This window comes from Intrasporangium zincisolvens, assembly GCF_034724055.1.
In the GTDB taxonomy this organism is placed as follows: Bacteria; Actinomycetota; Actinomycetes; order Actinomycetales; family Dermatophilaceae; genus Monashia; species Monashia zincisolvens.
In genome coordinates this window covers 297,560-316,776 of record NZ_JAWIIL010000002.1, presented here as the reverse complement: position 1 = coordinate 316,776, position 19,217 = coordinate 297,560, and the positions used below count along the sequence as shown (strand labels likewise).

Genomic DNA, 19,217 nt, shown 5'->3' with positions numbered 1-19,217 from the left:
GCGCACACCCCGCCTCCCACGATCGGGTGCACGCGCGGCCTACCGTGGGCGCGTGACGCGCAGCCCCTTGTTCCTCGCCGCCCTGGCGAGCTCTGCCGTGCCGGGCCTCGACCCGGTCTCGGTCCGGGGCGTCGCCGCGCTCGCCGACGACCGCTTCGAGATCGCCCACGTGCGCGACCGCCAGGAGCGTGAGTGGGTCGTCAAGGTGCCGCGCACGCCCGGAGCCGGAGCGCAGCTCGACGACGTCGTCGCTCTCTCGGCCCTGCTCGCCCGGCGCCTCGACCTCGCCGTGCCGGCCTACCACGGCCACGCGCCCGTCGCCGAGGGCCGTGCCGCCGTGTACCCGCGCCTGCAGGGCCGTCCGCTCGACTTCACGGCCCTGCAGCCCGGCCCGCTCGCCGAGGCCGTCGGTCGTGCGCTCGCCCACGTGCACAACGTCGAGCACCTCCTCTACGAGGAGGCCGGCCGACCCACCTACGACGCCGAGACGCACCGGCACCGGCGGCTGTCCGACCTCGACCGGGCCGCCGCCACCGGACACGTCCCGACCGGGCTGCTGACTCGCTGGGAGCGTCAGCTCGAGGACGTCTCGGTGTGGCGGTTCGCCCCCACGGCCGTGCACGGCACGTTCACCGGCCCCAACGTGCTCGCCGAGTTCGACGACGACGAGGACGCCTCGACGGGGCGCGTCGTGGGCCTGCTCGCGTGGGAGGAGTCGCGCGTCGGCGACCCTGCCGACGACTTCGCCGACCTCGTCGCATCGCTCGACCCCGACACCTTCGACACCGTCCTCGCCGCCTATGCCGAGTCGCGGGTCGAGCGGCCCGACGGCCACCTGGTGCGCCGGGCCCGCCTCGCCGCCGAGATGGCTGCGCTCACCACCCTGCTGCAGGCCTCCGCCGAGGGCCGCACCGACGCGGTCGAGCGCACCGCGGCCCTGCTCCGCGAGCTCGACGCGCACGTCGAGGAGCTCGACGCCGAGTACGAGCGGGAGGACGCCGCGCGCAGCGAGCGGAGCCGCGCCGCGCACTCGGACGCCGACACGCACCCCGACGACCTCGACCCGGACGACCCCGAGCGGCCCCACCGGAGCACCGACGCCGAGCCCGGGCCGGCCTTCCCGATGCTCGCCGAGACCCAGGCGGTGCCGATGGCCGCGCTGCTGCGCGACGGTCCCGCACCGCAGACCCAGGCGGTGCCGATGGCGCCGCTCCTGCACGACGGAGCCGGATCCGAGACCCAGGCGGTGCCGATGGCGCCGCTGCTGCACGACGGAGCCGGATCCGAGACCCAGGCCGTGCCGATGGCCCCGCTGCTGCACGACGGAGCCGGGCCCGACGAGGTGGACTCCGACACCCGGCCGTCGCAGGAGTCCGATGCGTCCGGCCCCGACGCGGCACCTGCGCCACCGTTCCGGGGCGCGGACACCGTGCTCATCGACCCCTCGGTGCACGTGCCACCGCCCGTCGACGAGGGCCCGTCCGACGCGGTTCGCGCCCCTGTCGGGGATCCGGCACAGGAACCGGCACAGGAGCCGTCGCAGGAGCCCGACACGGAGCTGCAGACGCAGGACGCCCCGGCCCCGCGCCGCTCCGAACCCGTCCCGTACGTCGACGCAGCCGACTCCTCACCCTTCGAGATCGACGAGGTCGAGGCCCTGCCCGAGTCCTCGACGGGGCCGGGCCGCGCCGGCTGAGCCGCGTGGGTCCGGCCGGCGTCAGTCGGGCAGGGTCCGCAGCAGGTCGAGCAGCTGCTGCTCCCCCGGCACCTCCGGTCGCACCGTGACGCCCTCGGCCGCGTAGTAGAAGGCCGCGTCGACCCGCTCCGCTGCCACACCCCGGAGTCGGGCGTACGCAAGGGCGTAGGCACCGAGCTGCAGGGCCCGGACGGCGGCGTCACGGCCGGTGGGACGCGCGCCGGTCTTCCAGTCGACGACGGTGAAGCCGCCGTCGGGGCGCCGGAACACGGCGTCGACGCGGCCACGCACCGCGATGCCGTCGATGACGGTCTCGATCGACAGCTCGACCTCCTCGGGCACCAGCCCGGCCCACTCGCCGGCGAGGAAGTGCTCCTTCATCGCGTCGAGGTCGGCGTCGTCGGCCGCGCCCTCGTCGGCGCTGCCGGGCAGGTCGAAGAGGTCGACGATGGCCGCGCTCGAGTAGTGCTCCTCGACCCACGCGTGGAAGGCCGTGCCCTGCCGGGCCGCGACGGCCGGCGGCTGCGGCATCGGGCGGCGCAGCGACATGGCGAAGGCCTCGACGTCGCGAGCGAGCGACACGACGGCCGACGCCGACAGGTGACGCGGCACGTCGACGACCGGCTCCTGCCCTCGGGCCCGCCGCGCCGCGCGCTCCGCGAGCAGCAGGCGCAGGTCGTCGACCCGCGGGTCGCCTTGCGGCACAGGCACACCCGAGTCCATGACCGAGGCCAGGCGCGAGGCGACGCCCTCGAGCGCGGCCCGCCGGTCGCCCATCGGGTCGTGCGGCCACATCGCGGAGACGGGAACGGCGAGGTGCGGGTTGGTCGGCGCCGCGGCCTTGCCCTTGTCGTCGACGACCGGCTCCGGGGCCGGCTCCCAGTGGGTCCGGGTGACCTCGTCGGGCATCGCCTCGCACACCTCGGTGAGGAAGCGCGAGGGCACCGAGAGGGTCTTCTTCGTCACGCCCCAGACGTGGCACGACAGGAGCATCTCCGAGCGGGCGCGGGTGAGCGCGACGTAGGCCAGGCGCCGCTCCTCGGCCACCGCGTGCCGGCCGCCGTCGAGGACGAAGGTCTCGATGGCGGTGCTGAGCCCCTTGCGGTCGGGCACGGTGCGCCAGTCGAGGAAGGGCAGGCCGTCGCGGTCGCCGCGCAGGTCGTAGGGCACGGAGTCGAGGCCGACGAGCCAGCCCTTGTCCTTGGGCTCGCCGGCGCACGCGTACTCGACGGGGTCGGCGTCGTCGACGACGGACACCGAGGTGGCGGAGTGGGCCGGGAACACGCCCTCGACGAGCGAGGGCACGGCGACGACGTCCCACTCCAGGCCCTTGGCCGCGTGGACGGTGAGGACCTGGACGGCGTCGGCGTCGGACTCGACGTGACCGGCGTCGAGGCCGCGCTCCTGGTCGCGCGCGGCGTCGAGCCAGGACAGGAACCCCGAGAGCGTCGGGCGGTCCGAGCTCGTGGCGTAGCGGGCCGCGACGTCGGCGAAGGCGTCGAGGTGGACGCGGGCGGTGGACGCCGTGTGCTCGGCGCGGGCCAGCACCTCGACGTCGAGGCCGATGGCCACCTCGGCCTCGCCGACGAGGTCGACGAGCGGCAGCGCGGTGAGGCGCCGCAGCCGGCGCACGACGTCGGCGAGGTCGTGCAGCCGGCGCAGCGCCTCGTCGCCGATGCGGGCGCCGTCGCGACCGGTCCAGCCCGGCCGGGGCAGCTCGTCGAGGGCCTCGACGAGGGTGGCGGTGTCGGCGCTGTCGGAGGCGAGGTCGGACCCGCGCCGGTCCGGCGCGTCGGCGGCGTCCCCAGCGGCGTCGGGGGTGGGCGGCTCGCCCCGTCCGGAGGGCGACGCGTCGGCGAGCGCCTCGAGGGGCAGCGCGCCCTGGGTCGTCGGTGCCGCCCCGACGCGCCACGGCCGCGAGTGCAGCTCGCGCGCCCACGACCAGAGCCCGGCGAGGTCGGCGGCGCCGAGCCGGACGACGGGCCCGGTGAGCAGGCGCATCAGCATGTCGCCGCGCGTGGGGTCCTGCACGACCCAGAGGGCCGCGACGAGGTCGCTGACCTCCGGAGTGACGAGCAGGCCACCGAGCCCGACGACCTCGACGGGGAGGTTCTGGCGGCGCAGGGCCTCGAGGACGATGGGGAAGCTGGACCGACGCCGGCACAGCACCGCCGCGGACCGGCCGGTGCGCCGCCCCGACGGGGAGCCCCAGCGGCTCGCGATCCACGCCGCGACGTGCTCGGCCTCGGCCTCGGCGGTGTCGAGGCGGGCCACCGAGATGGCGCCGCGACCGGCGTCGGGGCGCGCCCGGAGCGGCTGCACGTGCTCGGTGGCGAGCGGGCCGGCGGTGACGTTGGCGGCCTCGAGGATGGCGGCGTCGTTGCGCCAGCTCGTCGACAGCGGCAGCACCGAGGCCGCGCCCGACGCGTCGGCGAACTCGCCCGGGAAGCGCAGCAGCGTGGTGGCCGAGGCGCCGCGCCAGCCGTAGATCGACTGGTTGGGGTCGCCGACGGCGGTCAGCGCGACGTCGCGGTGGTGGAAGAGCGAGCGCAGCAGGGCCAGCTGCGCCTCGGAGGTGTCCTGGAACTCGTCGAGCAGCACCGCGCGGAACCGCTCGCGCTCGGTGGCTCCGACGGCCGGGACCGAGCCGGACAGCCTTGCGGCGACGGCCATCTGGTCGGCGAAGTCGAGCGACTCGCGCTCGCGCTTGAGGTCGAGGAACGCCTGGACGATGGGCAGCACGGTGCGCCGCTCGCGCAGGACGGCCAAGGCGTCGCGGGCCGGGGTGGTGCTGCCGCGGCCCTCGCCGTCGGGCAGCGACTCGAGCCGCGCGATGACGGCGTCGAGGTGCTCGATGACCTCGGACGGCGTGCGCACGTGCTCGGCCATCTCGCCGGCGAGCGCCATGACGGCCGAGATGACGGTGGACTCGCTCTTGACGACGTCCTCCATGGGGCCGTCCCACCGTGCGACAGCCTCGGCCGCGAGCTGCCACGCGCCGGCCTCGGTGAGGACGCGGTACTCGGGCTCGATGCCGACGCGGAGGGCGTGCTCGCGCACGAGCCGCCCGGCGTAGGCGTGGTACGTGGAGACGGTCGGCGTGCCGCCGAGCACCTCGGCGCCGGTGCCGTCGTCGGCGGGCGGCTCCCAGAGCCCCGCCCGCACGAGGCCGCGCAGGCGCTTGCCGATGCGCTGGCTCAGCTCGGCGGCGGCCTTGCGGGTGAAGGTGAGGCCGAGCACCTGGTCGGGCGCGACGAGGTCGTTGGCGACGAGCCAGACGACGCGTGCAGCCATCGTCTCGGTCTTGCCCGAGCCGGCTCCGGCGACGACGAGCAGCGGGCGCGGGCCCGCCTCGATGACGGCGCCCTGTTCGGCGGTCGGTGGCGGCATGCCGAGGGCGTGCGCGATGTCGAGCGCCGAGTGCCGCGGCGCGGCCTCCTCGACCGACCCGCCCCCGTCGCGCACCGACGCCCCGTCGATGATGGTGCCTGCCGTGGTCGTCACAGTGCGTCCCCCTCCGGCTGGACCGGGCACGACGAGCGCACCGGGCACGTCTCACACGCCTTGCCCTGGGCCGCGACGAACTCCGCCGCACCCATCCCCTCGGCCGTCGACTCGACGAGGGCCCGCGCCCACGCGGGGTCGGGGCTCGCGTCGAGGGCCGGCTGGTCGAGCACGCTCGGCTTCAGGCCGGACAGGCCGGCCTTGCCGATGAAGGCGAGGGCGGCACCGGCGCTGTCGGTGCCGAGCTCGGGAAAGCCGTTCTCCTGCACGGCCACCTGGTAGGCGCCGAGCTGGCCGTGCGCGGCGAGCTCGGCGCGTGACGGCTTCGACGACCCGGTCTTGAGGTCGACGATCCGGATGCCGCCGGCGGCGTTGCGTTCGATGCGGTCGACCCGGCCGCCGAGCAGGGCGCGCCCCACCGGCACGCGGAAGTCCTTCTCGATGCCGACCCGCTGCCACGCCCCTTCCGTGCCGTCACGGTAGGAGACGAAGCGGGCCACCATGTCGTGGGCCTCGCGGCGGGTGCGCTCGGTGGTCCAGCCCGGGCGCAGGCCGAGCCGCCCCCAGCGCGCGTCGACCTCGGCGCGCAGTTCGGCGAGCGAGGCGTCGGGCAGCTCGGCGACGACGTCGTGGACGAACGTGCCGACCGACGCGGCACCGAGCTGGGTGCCCTCACCGCCGACCGCCGTGAGGAACCAGCGCAGGCCGCAGTCGGAGAAGTAGGTGACCTTCGAGGGCGACACCGGCACCGGCTCGTCGGGTCGGCGCACGGGGCGGTCGTCGGTGAGCGAGCGCAGCGCCCACCACGACGCCGGGTCGGCGCCGCGCACGCCGGCCTGGGCGGCGGCCGCGAGGACGGCGAGCGCCGGCTCGGCCACGCCCGGGTCGGGGTTGACGGCCTCGCGGCGCAGCTCGCCGACGAGGCCCGACAGGGTCATGGTGCGAGCGACCTCGGAGTGCGGGCGCACCTCTGCCGCAACGCCTTCGCCCTCCGGGGGGTCGACGAGGTCGAGGTAGACGGAGGGCTGCTCGTCCTCGTTGCCGACGGCGGTGACGAGGAGGCGCTCGGTGGCGCGGGTGACGGCGACGTGGAAGAGGCGGGTCTCGTCGTAGCGCACCTGGGCCTGGGCGGCGCGGAAGCCGAGCGGCCGGTCGGCGACGACGGCGACGAGGTCCTCCGAGCCGAGCACCGAGCCGCGCAGCCGCAGGTCGGGCCACACGCCCTCCTGCACCCCGGCGACGACGACGATGCGCCACTGCCGCCCGGCGGCCGACTGGGGCGTCAGCAGGGCGACGCTCCCGCCGGCCTGCCCGCGGGCCGCGAGGGTGTCGCCGGGGACGTCCTGCCCGAGCACGTGGTCGAGGAACTTGTCGGGACCCGCCGTCGGCAGCCGGTCGACGTAGGCGCCGGCGGCGTCGAAGAGGGCGAGGACGGCGTCGAGGTCGCGGTCGGCGCGCTCACCGGGCGGGCCGCCCGCGAGGGCCGTGCGCCGCCACGCCTCGGCCACGCCGGCGCCCTGCCACACGGCCCAGAGGACGGTCTCGGCGGTGACGCCGGAGCCCCAGCGACCCTCGGGCGTCACGCGGGCCGCGGCGGCCCCGGAGGCGATGGCGTCGGCGACGCGCGCGGCGGCGCGCCCGACCGAGCCGAGCAGGTGCGCGCGCTGTGGTTCGAGGAGGAGGTCGGCGAGCAGCTCGTCGCTGGATCGGCCTCCGCCCGAGGCGAGCTCGTCCTGACGCAGGACGCGCCGCAACCGCCTCAGGCCCACGGCGTCGGAACCGCCGACGGCCGACAGCACGAGGTCGGCGGCGATGGTGGGGTCGATGGCGTGGCGCCCGCCGCCGACCTCGGCGCGGGCCACCGCAAGGCTCTCCTGCAGGATCGCGAGCAACGGCCGCACGGCGCTCTCGTCGCGGACGGGGGTCTCGGCGGTGCCCGCGGTGACGGGCACGCCGGCCTGGGCCAGGGTGCGGCGCATCGTGTCGGCCCGGCCCGAGCCACGGACGATGACGGCCATGTCGGTCCACGGCACGCCCTCGACGAGGTGGGCCCGGCGCAGGAGGCTGCCGACGTGGCTCGCCTCCTGGGCGGCCGAGCGCAGCAGGGCCACGGCGACGCGCTGGTCGTCGTCCGACGCGTCGGGCTCGTGGCGCGGCTCGTGGCGCCGCTGGTCGCCACCGCCGAGAGCACCGATGCGCCGCGAGACCCGCTCAGCGACGGCGTCGAGGGCCGGCCCGAGCCGGTGGCCGTGCTCGAGCACGACGGTGTCGGTGGACGCCGGTGACGCGGCCGGGCGCCGCGGGGCGTCGGCGAGCGCCTCCCACCCGTGGGCGAGGAAGCGCGGGTCGGCACCACGGAAGCTCTGCACGGCGACGTCGGGGTCGCCGAGGAGCACGACGCGCGGGCCGGAGGGCGCGACCACGGCCAGCAGGCGTGCGGCCGCGGCCGTGACCTCCTGCGCCTCGTCGACGACGACGAGGTCGAGGCGCGCGTGGAGCCGGTCGAGCGCGTCGGGGTCGTCCTCGAGGCGCTCGGCGACGGCGGTGAGCACCCACGCCGGGTCGTAGGAGCCGTGCCGGCTGAAGGAGGTGACCTGGTCGTACTCGCGAAGGACGTGCGCGGCGGCCACCCACTCGGGGCGGTCGTGCTCGACGCCGAGGCGGTGCAGGTCGTCGGGGCCCCGGCCGTGCTCGACGGCACGCATGAGCAGGTCGCGCAGCTCGTTGCGGAAGCCGCGCGTGGTCAGGGCCTCGCGCAGGGCGTCCGGCCAGTCCGGGCCGGGCACCTCGCCCGACGCGTGCCCGGCGAGCAGGTCGCGCAGGATGACGTCCTGCTCGGGACCGTTGAGAAGGCGGGGGCTGGGATCGCCGCGCAGCGCGGCCTCGGCGCGCAGGACACCGAAGCCGAACGCCTGCCACGTGCGGGCCAGCGGCTCGGTGGTGGTGCCGGAGAGGCGGGCGGTGACCCGCTGGCGCAGCTCGGCCGCCGCCGAGCGGCTCGAGGTGAGCAGGAGACAGTGGTCGGCGCGGAGGCCGCGGCGGCGGACGGCGTCGGCGACGATCTCGACGGCGAGGGTGCTCTTGCCGGTGCCGGGCGCGCCGAGCACCCGGAGGACGCGCGCGTCGGAGTCGAGCGCCGCCTGCTGGGAGGCGTCGAGGCGCACCTGCCGCGCGACCGGGACCGGGGCGCGACGCAGGATGACCACCGGAGGATTCCATCACGCCCCGCCGACACCCCGACGCCACCCTGCGATGGGCGAGTCGGGTGGTTTCTCCGTTTTCGGTGTGGCCCCGTGCGGCCGGGCGTACCGTCGAAGGCGTTTCATCGCCCTGTGTGCTCACCCGTTCGGGGACGTGACGCCGATGTCGATGTGGGACGACCTGCCGCAACCGGTCCAGAACTCCGGAGCGTTGGACGGGCTGCGCCCGTTGCTCCAGGACCTCAACACCTCGGGGCCGACGGAGGTGAGCGACGCCGACGGCACGTGGGACGTCTGGACCTTCGACCAGGACCTCACCCGCACCCTCGCCCTCGACCCGCGCACCGGCGGTTTCGGCGCGAGCCAGGGCTCGACGGGCACGCCGGTGGAGTTCACCGACCCGCACGTCGACGGCGACTTCTCGCTGCACAAGAGCGGCCCGAGCGGCACCCGCGACGGCGGCTGGCGGCTGCGGATCACCTCTCCCGGCTTCCTGTTCCACGTGCCGTTCCTGCGCGGCGCGATGCTCGACGGCCAGGGCCAGCTGCGCGCCGACCCGGCCAAGCCCCAGGTCGGGTTCGTCGTGCCGCGGGTGCGCTTCCGGGTGCAGCAGCTCTCGGGCGGCTCGGTCGGCGTCGACATCCTCTCGGCGACGACGTCCGGCACCCCGGTCGACCAGATCTACGAGTTCATCCGGATGGACCCGCCGTACGCCCTCGTCGGGCCGAGCGACTGCGTCGGGTTCGCCTTCCGCACCGCGGTGCTCGACCTGTCGGGCACCGCCGGACCGGGCGTCCCGGCGGGCGCCCGCGCCATGCCGGGCGACTGGCAGGGCTTCTACCTGCCCGAGGCGCGCCTCTTCGTGGCGCCGAACGGCATGGAGGGAATCGCCGTCAGCGCAGGCGTGCGCAACCTGTGGGTCGGCATCGGCGTGCACGAGGGCGTCACCGGCGTCTTCGAGGCCGAGGTCGTCAACCGCGGCACCAACCCGAACGTCCGCGTCCACTTCCGCACGGCCACCGGCGAGCTCGTCGACGACCCGGGCACCGGGACGGCGATGCTGCCCGAGCAGTCGACGCTGTTCGTCGACGCCGACGGCGGGCTCGCTCCCCTGTCGAGCACGATCGTCGTCGGCGGGGTCACCGCTACCCCCGCGAACACCGACCGCACCGCGGTGACGACGCCGGCCACCGGCACCGTCGCGGTCACCGTGACCGTCACCGACGCCGGGGCGCACACGACGGTGCGCACCTTCAGCGTCGGGCGGCGGACCGAACCGGTGACCCCGGGCGCGACGGGCATGCCGGTCACCGTCACCGACACCTCGCACGAGGCGACGCGGGTCGTCATCGTCTCGCAGACCGGCACGAGCGCCCGCGTCGCGCTCGCGAGCGGCGTGGCCGCCGACTGGTCGTGGACCGGCGGCAGCCCGGGCAGCCAGTCGGCCGCCACCGAGGCCGAGATCGACGTCGGCTCGGGCGCGACCGTCAGCGTCACCGCCACGACGACGAGCGCGGCGCAGCAGCAGCTCGACGCCTACTTCCTCTTCGACCACCCGAGCCCGAGCGAGGGGCACGACTACGCCGTCAACCCCGCCAACCTCAGCGTCTCCCCCGCGACCGACCGGACCCACCCCTCAGCAGGTCCGTCGTTCATGACCGACGCGACCGCGCGCCGGTCGGTCGTGGGGGCCGGGACCGCGCTGACCGTCGACGGGTTCGCCTCGTACGAGGGCCCGGAGCAGCAGCCCGGCCACAACCAGGCGCTGAGCGAGCGCCGGATCACCGCGATGCTCGACGCGCTCGCCGCCGCGGGCTACACCAACGCCACGCGGGGCACCGCCCACGGGCACGGCCCGGCCCAGGTGAGCAGCGACCCCGCGGCGCCGCGCTGGTGGCACGCCACCGCGACCTCCGCCGCGGGACCCGCGCCGGTCACCGTGACCGCCGACCTGCACCGCGACCCGCCACCGCCCACCCGCGACGACGACCCGGCCCCGCACCAGCCCGGCCGACCCGACTGCTTCCACCTGCTCGGCGCCCGCGTCGAGCTGGTCCGCAGCACCTTCGTGCGGTGCGAGGTCTACGGCGAGTTCGACATCGAGACCGCCACCGAGCGACGGCTCGCCGCCCACGGCGCCGAGCCGCTGCGGGCCGGCGACCGGCCCAACCCGAACGACGGCATCTGCACCTTCCTCGTGCGGCTGCGCATCGCCGAGGACCAGGGCTCGTGGGACATCACCGGCGAGTTCCGCGCCAAGGAGGGCGACCTCGACGGGCTGGCCGAGATGCGGGACTCGCAGGCGCACCCGGTCACCCTCAACATCCTCGGGGCCCTCAGCGTCCTCGCCCCGCTGACGTCGGCGGCCACCGAGCTGTCACCCGCTGCCGGGGCCGTGGTCGCGCTCGGCTCGGTCGCGCTCGGGGCGAGCGACCTGCTGCACACCAAGCGGCTGACGCTGCGCGGCGCCGAGGTCATCGTGTCGCAGGGCGTCCTCGGCGCCGACGGCATCACGACGGTCAGCGACCGCGGCACGGCGGTCAGCGTGCTGCTCGACGTCGAGGTGGCGTTCTGGTTCGACCTCACCCTGGTGCGGATCGACCCGAACATGCCGGTGACGACGCGGTACAAGGCGATCGGCGTCCGGTCGCAGTGGGGCACCGGCTCGGGCGGGTCGCTCGACTACGTGCCGCTGCCCGTCTTCGACCCGAGCAAGGGCTACTCGCTCGACATCCCCGCCGGGTCGATGCACGCGGTGCCGCCGCTCGACAGCGTGCTGCGGATCATGGGTGTGCGGGTCAGCCGCGACAACCCGACCTACCTCGAGGTCGAGGTGGGCCTCGGGCTCGACCTCGGCATCATCACCATCGAGACGATCCGCGTGCGGGCCCGCGTCGACGGGCCCCCGCTCGACCTGCAGATCACCAAGCTCGCCGCGTCGATCGACATCCCCAACGTCATCACCGGGCGTGGCGAGGTGTCGATCGAGCCGGGCGGCTTCTCCGGTGCACTCGACGTGCAGATCGTGCCGGTCAAGATCCGCGGCAGCCTGACCTTCACCTTCCGCCAGGCCGGCGGCGTCAGCGGCGTGCTGCTCGGGGCCGAGATCGAGTTCCCCGTGCCGCTCGTGCTCGGGAACTCCGGCCTCGGCATCTACGGCTTCCTCGTCGGCGTCGGCATCAACCACAAGCGCATCGAGGGCACCGGCCAGGTGCCCGCCCTCGACTGGTTGCGCGACCAGCTGGGCCGGCCCGGCGGCGTCATGAACGGCGCCGGCTGGGAGCTGCACCAGGGCGGGTTCGCCTTCGCCGCAGGCGTTCTCGTGGGCACGCTCGAGGGCGGCTACGTCATCCACCTCAAGGGCCTGGTCATCGTCGAGGTGCCGGGGCCGCGCCTGCTGTTCGTCATGAAGGCCGACGTCATCAAGATGCCGCCGGCCCTCAACGACGCCAACCAGAGCGCGACGTTCCTCGCCGTCCTCGACCTCGACTTCGGCCGCGGCACCATCACCATCGGCATCGTCGCCGAGTACCAGATCGAGAAGATCCTCAAGGTGCGCGTGCCGGTCACGGCGTTCTTCGACACGAACGACGTCGAGTCGTGGCTCGTCGAGCTCGGCAACTACCAGGACCGCGTCACCGTCGAGGTGCTCGAGGTCATCACCGGCAGCGGCTACCTCATGATCCACGGCAACGGGATCACCCACGCGCAGCTGCCCGTCGACGGCCTGCCCGCGGCGCCGAACGGCCTCGCCATCGCCACCGGGTTCCACATCAGCGCCGTCCTCATGGGCAGCAAGTCGGTCGGCCTCTACCTCGAGGTGGCAGCGGGCTTCGACGCCATCGTCGGGTTCGACCCGTTCTTCATCGCCGGCAAGATCTACGCCCGGGGCGAGCTGCGGCTCTTCGTCATCAGCATCGGGGCGTCGGCCGAGCTGACCGTCATGGTCGGCAAGCGGACCGTGGGCGGCGTGGTCCGCGACGACCCGTACGTGCACGGCGAGGTGTGCGGCGAGATCGACCTGTTCTTCTTCTCGATCAAGGGCTGCGTCTCGCTGACGATCGGTGCCGAGCCGGAGGACAACCCCAAGGCCAAGCCCCTGGTTGCCGGGCTCGCCCTCGTGTCGCGCTCCCCGGCGCTCGTCGAGGGCACCGCCACCGAGCGGGCCGTCGACGCCAAGATCGGCGACGGCGTCGACGTCGACGCCACCACGCCTCCGCCGATGCCGGTGGTGCCGATCGACGCCGTTCCCGTGCTGACGTTCTCGACGCCGCCACGCGTCGCCGTGAACTGCGTCATGGGCGGAAACCCCTTGGGGCAGAACGGCGCCGCTGCCAACCCGTGGAGCCGCATCGGCGATCGCTGGTGGCGCTACGACGTCTCGTCGGTGACCCTGACCGGCGGGGCGCTCATCCCCCCGCCGCCGACGGGCAAGACGCCGAGCGTCTGGTGGACCGGCGCCCCGGCGGGCACGGCGGTGCCGACGACGGCGCTGGCCCTGCTCGACTGGCTGCCGACGCCCTTCTCCCGCGCGATCCCCTACGGCGAACAGCTCACGACGAGCGTCACCGAGCGCTGGGGCACCGTCTGCCACCCGGCCGCGCCCGCGGCGCCGGTGCTGTGGACCTTCGACGGCAAGCCGGCCGGGCCGAGCGTCCCGGGCTGGCGCCTCGACGGTGTGGCGTGGCCCGACCCTCCGGGCACGACGCGCTCGGCGCCGGTGCAGGCGCTGATGCGGGTCACCGAGCCGTGGCGCACCGGCGACCCCGACGTCGACCTGCTCCAGGGCACCGACCCCGCCGTCGTGCTCGCCGACGCCGTGCCGTGCAGGGGCGGGAAGGTGCGCCGCTCCGACGCCCGCCTGCCCGTCTCCCTCGCGGCCGGCACCGCGCTCACCGCCAGCGCGTCCGCGTCCGCGTGGACCACCGGCGACGCGGCGACCCTCGACCTCATCGACGCCGGCACCCCTCTGCCCGACGTCATGGCCGCCCGTGCGACGACCGCGTGGAGCCCCGAAGCCGGCGAGGCGGGAGTCGGGTGCCGGGGCGCGATCCTGCGCAGCCCGCGTCGCGACTCCCTCGACCCGGCGCCGCTCGGCACCGACGAGGACCGCGAAGAGGTCAAGGAGGCTTGGGCCAGAACGAAGTTCGTTCCCGAGGAGCTGCGCGACGCCGTCCGGTTCTCCCCGGACGGCGGCCTGCGCGGGGCGACGTTCCTGCTCCTCGTGCCCGAACGGGCCGTCGGCGGTGGGCTCGTGCTGCGCGCCGAGGCGGCCGACCGCTCGGTGCTGCTCGACCGCCCCGTCAGCGGGGGCGACCTCGTGGGCGCGGGCCACCCGCTGCCGGCGCCGTGGCTCGACGCGTCGGGGCCGTGGGTCGACCCGGTGCTGCGGGCCGGGCTCTACGCCGCGCGGCTGCGCGCCACGTCGGGCTCAGGGCTCATGTTCGTGCTCGTGGACCTGGACAAGCTGCCCGAGGAGACGGCGAGCGTCGTCGTCGGCTGGCGCCCCGAGGTGGCGGCCAAGCTCGACGAGCCCTTCTACGTCGTCGCCGCCACGGGTCTCGTCGGCTCCGAGGCGTGGCGCGAGGACTGGGACAGCTCGACGTCCTCGGCCGACCAGGACGCCCTCCAGACCGCCCTGACCCAGGACCCCGACGACCGCGCCCTCCTCGAGCCGGGCCAGACGTGGACCGTGGCCGTCACGTGGACCGCTGCCTGGCTGAAGCAGGACGCGCAGCCGGCGCCGACCGACACCGGCACCGTGCAGCCCGCCGTGACCCAGTCGTTCCGGTTCCGCACCGACGCCGCCTCGGCCTACCCGAAGGTCCTCTCGCCATGGCTCGTCGCGACCGCGCCGGGCATGGACGACGTCGGCGTGTTCTGCCGCGAGCCGGTGCGGATCGCCTTCGCGACGCAGAAGGTCGCCGCCCTCTACGACGCGCACGGCCGCACCCTCAAGGCCGTCGTGCGGTCGGCGTCGGGCGCCCACCCGCCGGCCCCCGGCTCGGCCGACCCCGGCTCGGCCTACGACATCACCCTCGACCCGGAGGCACTGCTGACCCCGGCGACCGGCCTGCAGGTGCTGACGCCGTGGGAGGACGCGGTGCGCGACGTCGTGGCCGCCGGCGGTGACGGGATCCGCTGCATCGACGCGAGCGGAGAGCGGACCCTGCAGGAGGTGCTCACGCTCCCCTACGACTTCGAGCCGCTCACCGACTACCTCGTCGACGTGCACGCCGTCGCCTCGGGCGAGGGCACCACGACCGACAACCGCATCCACCGCATCGGGTTCACGACGTCGCGGTTCCTCGGTCTCGACGACCTCGTCGCCTACGTGGCGCCGGCGACGGTGCGGGGGCGGCTCGTGCCGACCGGCGCCGCGCTGTCCACGCTGGCGCTGCGACCGAGCGGCGACGATGTCGACACCGCCTACCAGGCCGCGGGGCTCTCGGTGCCGGAGGTGCCCTCGTTCCCGGCCGTCGAGGTGCTGTGGTCGGGCGACGCGGTGCCGCAGCCCGTGGCCCTCGTCGTCGAGTGCAGCGAGCCGTTGTGGCGCTCGCGCATCATGCCTGAGGTGGTCACCGGCCCGATCGACGCGAGCGACCCGACCCACAAGTGGTGGAAGGGCGTTCGCGACGACTGGCTCTCACTCCAGGGGAGCACGGCGCCCGTGGCGGGTGGGGACCTGCCACGGGCGACCGTGACCCGGATCGTCCGCTGCCCGGGCGACACCAGGGCCATCGCCGTGCTCGCGCCCGGCTCGCGCGGGCAGGAGGTGCGCCTCGACCTCGTCGTGTCCGCCGACCCGCTCGCGGGCGCGGCCGAGCAACGTCGGACCTGCGTACGGATGGGCCTGCTCCGGGCCCCGTGGGAGGTGGAGGACTGATGGCACTCCTCGCGAGCAGCCGGCTCTTCCGCGCCGAGGCGATGCGCGTCGACTGGGGGCGCGTCGTCGAGGCCCAGGTGGAGCAGGTGCACCGGTCGCAGTCGCCCCTCGCCGACAAGCTCATGCCCTCCGGCCGCCAGCTCGAGGAGGCGAAACGACGCTCACGCGACCTGCACGTGTGGTGGGCGTGCAGCCCGCGCCTGGGGGTGCCCCGCGCCCCGTTCACCGTGTGGGCGCGCATCCCCAAGGACCCGCTGGCCAAGGTCGCCACGGTCACCACGCCGGGCGGCTCCGGCGAGGCGCCGATCACGGCATGGCACGTCGAGGCCGCCGTCGTCGAGCTGTCGGTGACCCCGTCCGACGCGACCCGGCCCGTGCGCGTCACGCTGCACCGCCTCACCGGCAGCCTCGCCGACGTCGTGGCCGCAGCCGTCGTACCGGTCGGCAGCGGCCCCACGAAGGTCGGGCTGCGCTGCTCCGGGGCGACGTTCGCCCGCGTCGACAACGCGTCGGTCACCGGCGTCCGCATCCGCAGCCTCGTCGACGTCGTCAACGACCCGGGCTGGCAACGCCTCGAGGTGGTCGGGGTCCCGGCTGAGCAGCCTTGGCCCGCAACGGACTACGACACCACCGACCAGGGGCTCGTCAGCGACCTCAAGCCGCCGCGCGACGCGGCCGTGGACCGTCTCGTGCGCGGGGCACCGCCGCTCGGGTGGTCGCCGATGACCCAGTCCGGACGGGCCGCGCCGCCGTGGGTCTCCGCCGACCCCGACGGCCTCGTCAAGGAGGTGCAGGTCGAGCTGCTGCCCGAGCTCGAGCCGCTCTACCGCGCGAGCGTGCAGGAGTGGACCCAGCGCACCCTCGAGGAGACGCGTGCGGTCGCCGGGCCGAGCAACGGGCCGCGCACGTCGAGCCTCGACACGTCGGCCGTCATCCGGCCGCTGTCGCTGCTGACGCTGCCGGCCCAGACCGACCCGCTGCTCAACCTCGCGACCGGCTTCGGCACGACGTACACGGTCGACACGAAGCTGCCGTTCGACGGCTGGCCCGACATCGCGGAGCGCCTCGACTTCATGGTGACGGCCGACTACTCGCGCACGCCCCCGCCCCGACGCCGCAAGGGCACCTTCGCGGCGTACGCCCCGGTCGTCGGGCCACACACGGCGACGGCGCCGCCCACGGGCCTCACCGCCGGGCGGGCCGGACTCGTCGGACCGCAGCACCCGGACGACCCCTGGCGCGAGAGCGTTCGCGTCTCCTGGGACGCCCTGCCGACGACTGTCAGCTTCGGACGCGTGTCGGCCGGCGTGCTCGCCCGCTGGGACGCGTCGTCGCTGACGAGCGAGTGCCTCGCGCCGCCCCGCGACTCCGGTGGTGTGCGGCCGTTGACCCTGAGCCCGGACGGGCCGGAGGGCGATCCGGGGCACGACCGCATCGCCTTCGTCGACGGCGCCGCCGACATCCCCATCGGCAGCGGGGGCCGCGACGTCGGCTACGCGGCGACGCTCGTCGACATCCACGGCCTGTGGTCGGCGTGGCGCGACGTGCCCTACGCCGGCGACGAGCCCGGCCCGCAGGCGCCCCGGGTCATCTCGCTCGCCCTCGACAGCACCTTCACCGGCAACGCCGCCGCCTGCCCGTCGAGCGTGCGGCTCGAGACCGCCGTCGACTGGAGCGAGCGCACCCCGGCCCAGGTGGTCGGCGCGGCGCTCTTCTACCCGATGGCGAGCGCCTCGTCGCCCCCGCCGGCGGGCCTCGACCCCGACCTCGCGACGCCGGCCGGCTGCTTCCGGCGCGACTTCGCCCTGGCCTTCCCGACCGACACCCCGGCGCCGTCGGGGTGCAGCGTCGTGTGCCTGTCGGCCGACGGCACCGAGGAGGTGCTCGCCGGACCCGGCCAGGGCGACGGCGGGCGACGCTACGCCCTCGAGGTGCCGATCCCCTCGCTCGACTGGACGCCGACGCAGCGGTGGGGCGTGCAGGTGTGGCTGCGCAGCCACCTGACCGTGGGGGCCTCCCCGACGCCGTGGGTGCCGGGCGCACCGAACCCGGCTCGTGCCGTGGCCGCAAGCCCGGTGCCCGTGACCCCGCTCCCGCCGCCCGCGCCGCCCGGCGTGCCGCTCGGCAGCACCCTCGACGCGCAGGGCTGCTCGCACGTGCGGGTGCGGTGGTCGCTGCCCGCCGGCGCGCCGGTGCGCTCCTCGATCGTGTGGGAGGTGTCCGAGACCGCGCTGGTCAAGGCGGCCGGCGGGCTCTACACGCCGCCACCGGTCCCGGTGGGCTCGGCCGGGTCGCCGTCCCCCGGGCTGCGCCTCGCGGCCCTCTGGGACGCCTACGACCGGATGAGCGACACCGCCCGTCGCGCAGCGTTCCGACGGCTCGCGGAGGTCGACGCGTCGGTGACGGCGCACGACGTGCAGCTGCCGAAGGGCTCGACCGACATCCACCTGTTCACCGTGACGACCCAGACGATGACCGGCATCGAGCCGCCGTGGCCGGGCACCGGCACGGTCGACGCGCACCTGCACCTGCAGGCCGCGATCGCCCCGCGCCTGCGCCGCCCGGCACCGCCGCTGGTGCGCGCGAACCCGAACGACGACGGCACCGTGACGCTCGCGCTCTTCTCGGCCAGCCGCATCCCGGTCGACCGGTTCCTCGTCTTCGCCACGCGTTCCGAGGCCGCGGCGCGCGACCGCGAGTCGATGGGGCCGCCGGTCGCGGTGGTCACCGCGACGGTCGGCGGCCCCGACCCGGTCACGGGTTCGCCCGTGTACCAAGGCAGCTGGACCGGAAGCCTCGGCGTGGCTGCGTGGGACCCGTGGCTCGTGCGCGCGGTGGCGCGGCCCGTCGACACCCTGCCCGTCGAGGGTGTGCGCGGCCAGACGTCCGACGCCTCCGACGTCGTCTCGGTGCTCGTGCCACCCGCCGAACCACCCGACCTCGACGTGCCGACGGCAGAGATCTGGGGCTCGAACCACCGCGGCGTCGTGGTCCGGTCGTCCACGAGCGCCCCCGCCCGGGCCACCGCGAGCGGGTCGCACCGCCTCGGCGCGACCACCGGCCCGGGAGCCACCGACGTCGTCGCGCCCGTGCCGCTCGAGTCGCTCGACGAGACCGCCCTGACGACGCCGCCCGCCGCGGCCTCGAGCTCGACGGTGCTCGAGCGCGGCGCCCGCGCCTCGGGCCGCTCACCGCTCGCCGTGTGGTTCACCCGGCCCGTGGCCACCGATCCCGTCGACGTGACGCTGCGGCTCATCGACCCGTTCGGGCGCACGACGGAACGCACCGTCACGGTCCCGGCCTGGGTGCCGCCGCCACCGTTCACGGTGACGATCACGGGGCTCGTCGCCCGGCCGACGGGGGTGCTCGCGGCCGTCGAGACCGACGCGCCGACCGCCGCGGCGGAAGGCGTCGTCCTGCACGTGCGCGCGCTCAAGCGTCGGTTCGGGCCGATCGTCGGGCCCGTCCTCGGGCCGGTTCAGCCGGTGCCCGACCGGCCGCTGCCACCCATGGGCCCTGTCGTCGGGCCGCTGCCGCCGGTGGGCCCGCTGCGCCCGCCGGTCGTCCGTCCACCTGTCGGACCGCTGACCCCGGCCGGGCCGCTGGGTCCTTTCCGGCCGCCGATCGGACCGCTGTTCCCGCTCGTCGTCGTCGCGAGCGCCGACTTCGTGCTCGCCGACATCCCGGTCGGCCTGCCGCTGTTCCCGGCCGACGGGCAGGTGCACGCGGTCCGGGTCAAGGGGCTGGCTGGGGCGCGTCGGTACGCCGTGTGGTTCCCGGCGGTGGCGCCGCTCACCGTCGAGGTGGTCGTCGAGTCGCCGGACGGCCGCACGGCACGCGCCTCGAGCAGCGTCTGAGCAGCGTCCGATCAGCGTCCGATCAGCGTCCGATCAGCGTCCGAGCTGTCCGGGCAGGCCGGAGGGCCCGGCAC

At 75.4% G+C, this 19,217-nt stretch carries 5 protein-coding genes; 3 read left to right on the top strand and 2 right to left on the bottom strand.

Features of this window, described 5'->3' with window-relative positions:
- Positions 1–52 precede the first annotated feature (52 nt).
- On the top strand, positions 53–1,696 hold the full coding sequence (locus RY076_RS05795) for a phosphotransferase (protein WP_323096644.1): 1,644 nt from the start codon (positions 53–55) through the stop codon (positions 1,694–1,696).
- Between the two features lie 21 nt (positions 1,697–1,717).
- Here RY076_RS05795 and RY076_RS05790 read toward each other — a convergent pair whose 3' ends face one another.
- Positions 1,718–5,200, bottom strand: a complete 3,483-nt coding sequence (locus RY076_RS05790) for an ATP-dependent helicase (RefSeq protein WP_323096642.1) — start codon at positions 5,198–5,200, stop codon at positions 1,718–1,720.
- On the bottom strand, positions 5,197–8,406 hold the full coding sequence (locus RY076_RS05785) for an ATP-dependent helicase (RefSeq protein ID WP_323096641.1): 3,210 nt from the start codon (positions 8,404–8,406) through the stop codon (positions 5,197–5,199). Before RY076_RS05785 ends, RY076_RS05790 begins: the two co-directional genes overlap by 4 nt.
- Before the next feature lie 157 nt (positions 8,407–8,563).
- Between RY076_RS05785 and RY076_RS05780 the strand changes: the two genes are divergently transcribed.
- Together RY076_RS05780 and RY076_RS05775 are read left to right on the top strand one after the other, a co-directional pair.
- Complete coding sequence (locus tag RY076_RS05780; protein WP_323096640.1) at positions 8,564–15,286, top strand: hypothetical protein; 6,723 nt, start codon at positions 8,564–8,566, stop codon at positions 15,284–15,286.
- On the top strand, positions 15,286–19,143 hold the full coding sequence (locus RY076_RS05775; RefSeq protein WP_323096639.1) for a hypothetical protein: 3,858 nt from the start codon (positions 15,286–15,288) through the stop codon (positions 19,141–19,143). The genes RY076_RS05780 and RY076_RS05775 overlap by 1 nt, the downstream gene beginning before the upstream one ends.
- The last annotated feature ends 74 nt before the right edge of the window (positions 19,144–19,217 follow it).

Bases quoted from the DNA above. Each gene is read 5' to 3' on its own strand.
- RY076_RS05780 (WP_323096640.1), top strand. From the start codon at position 8,564: ATGTCGATGTGGGACGACCTGCCGCAACCGGTCCAGAACTCCGGAGCG.
- RY076_RS05775 (WP_323096639.1), top strand. From the start codon at position 15,286: ATGGCACTCCTCGCGAGCAGCCGGCTCTTCCGCGCCGAGGCGATGCGC.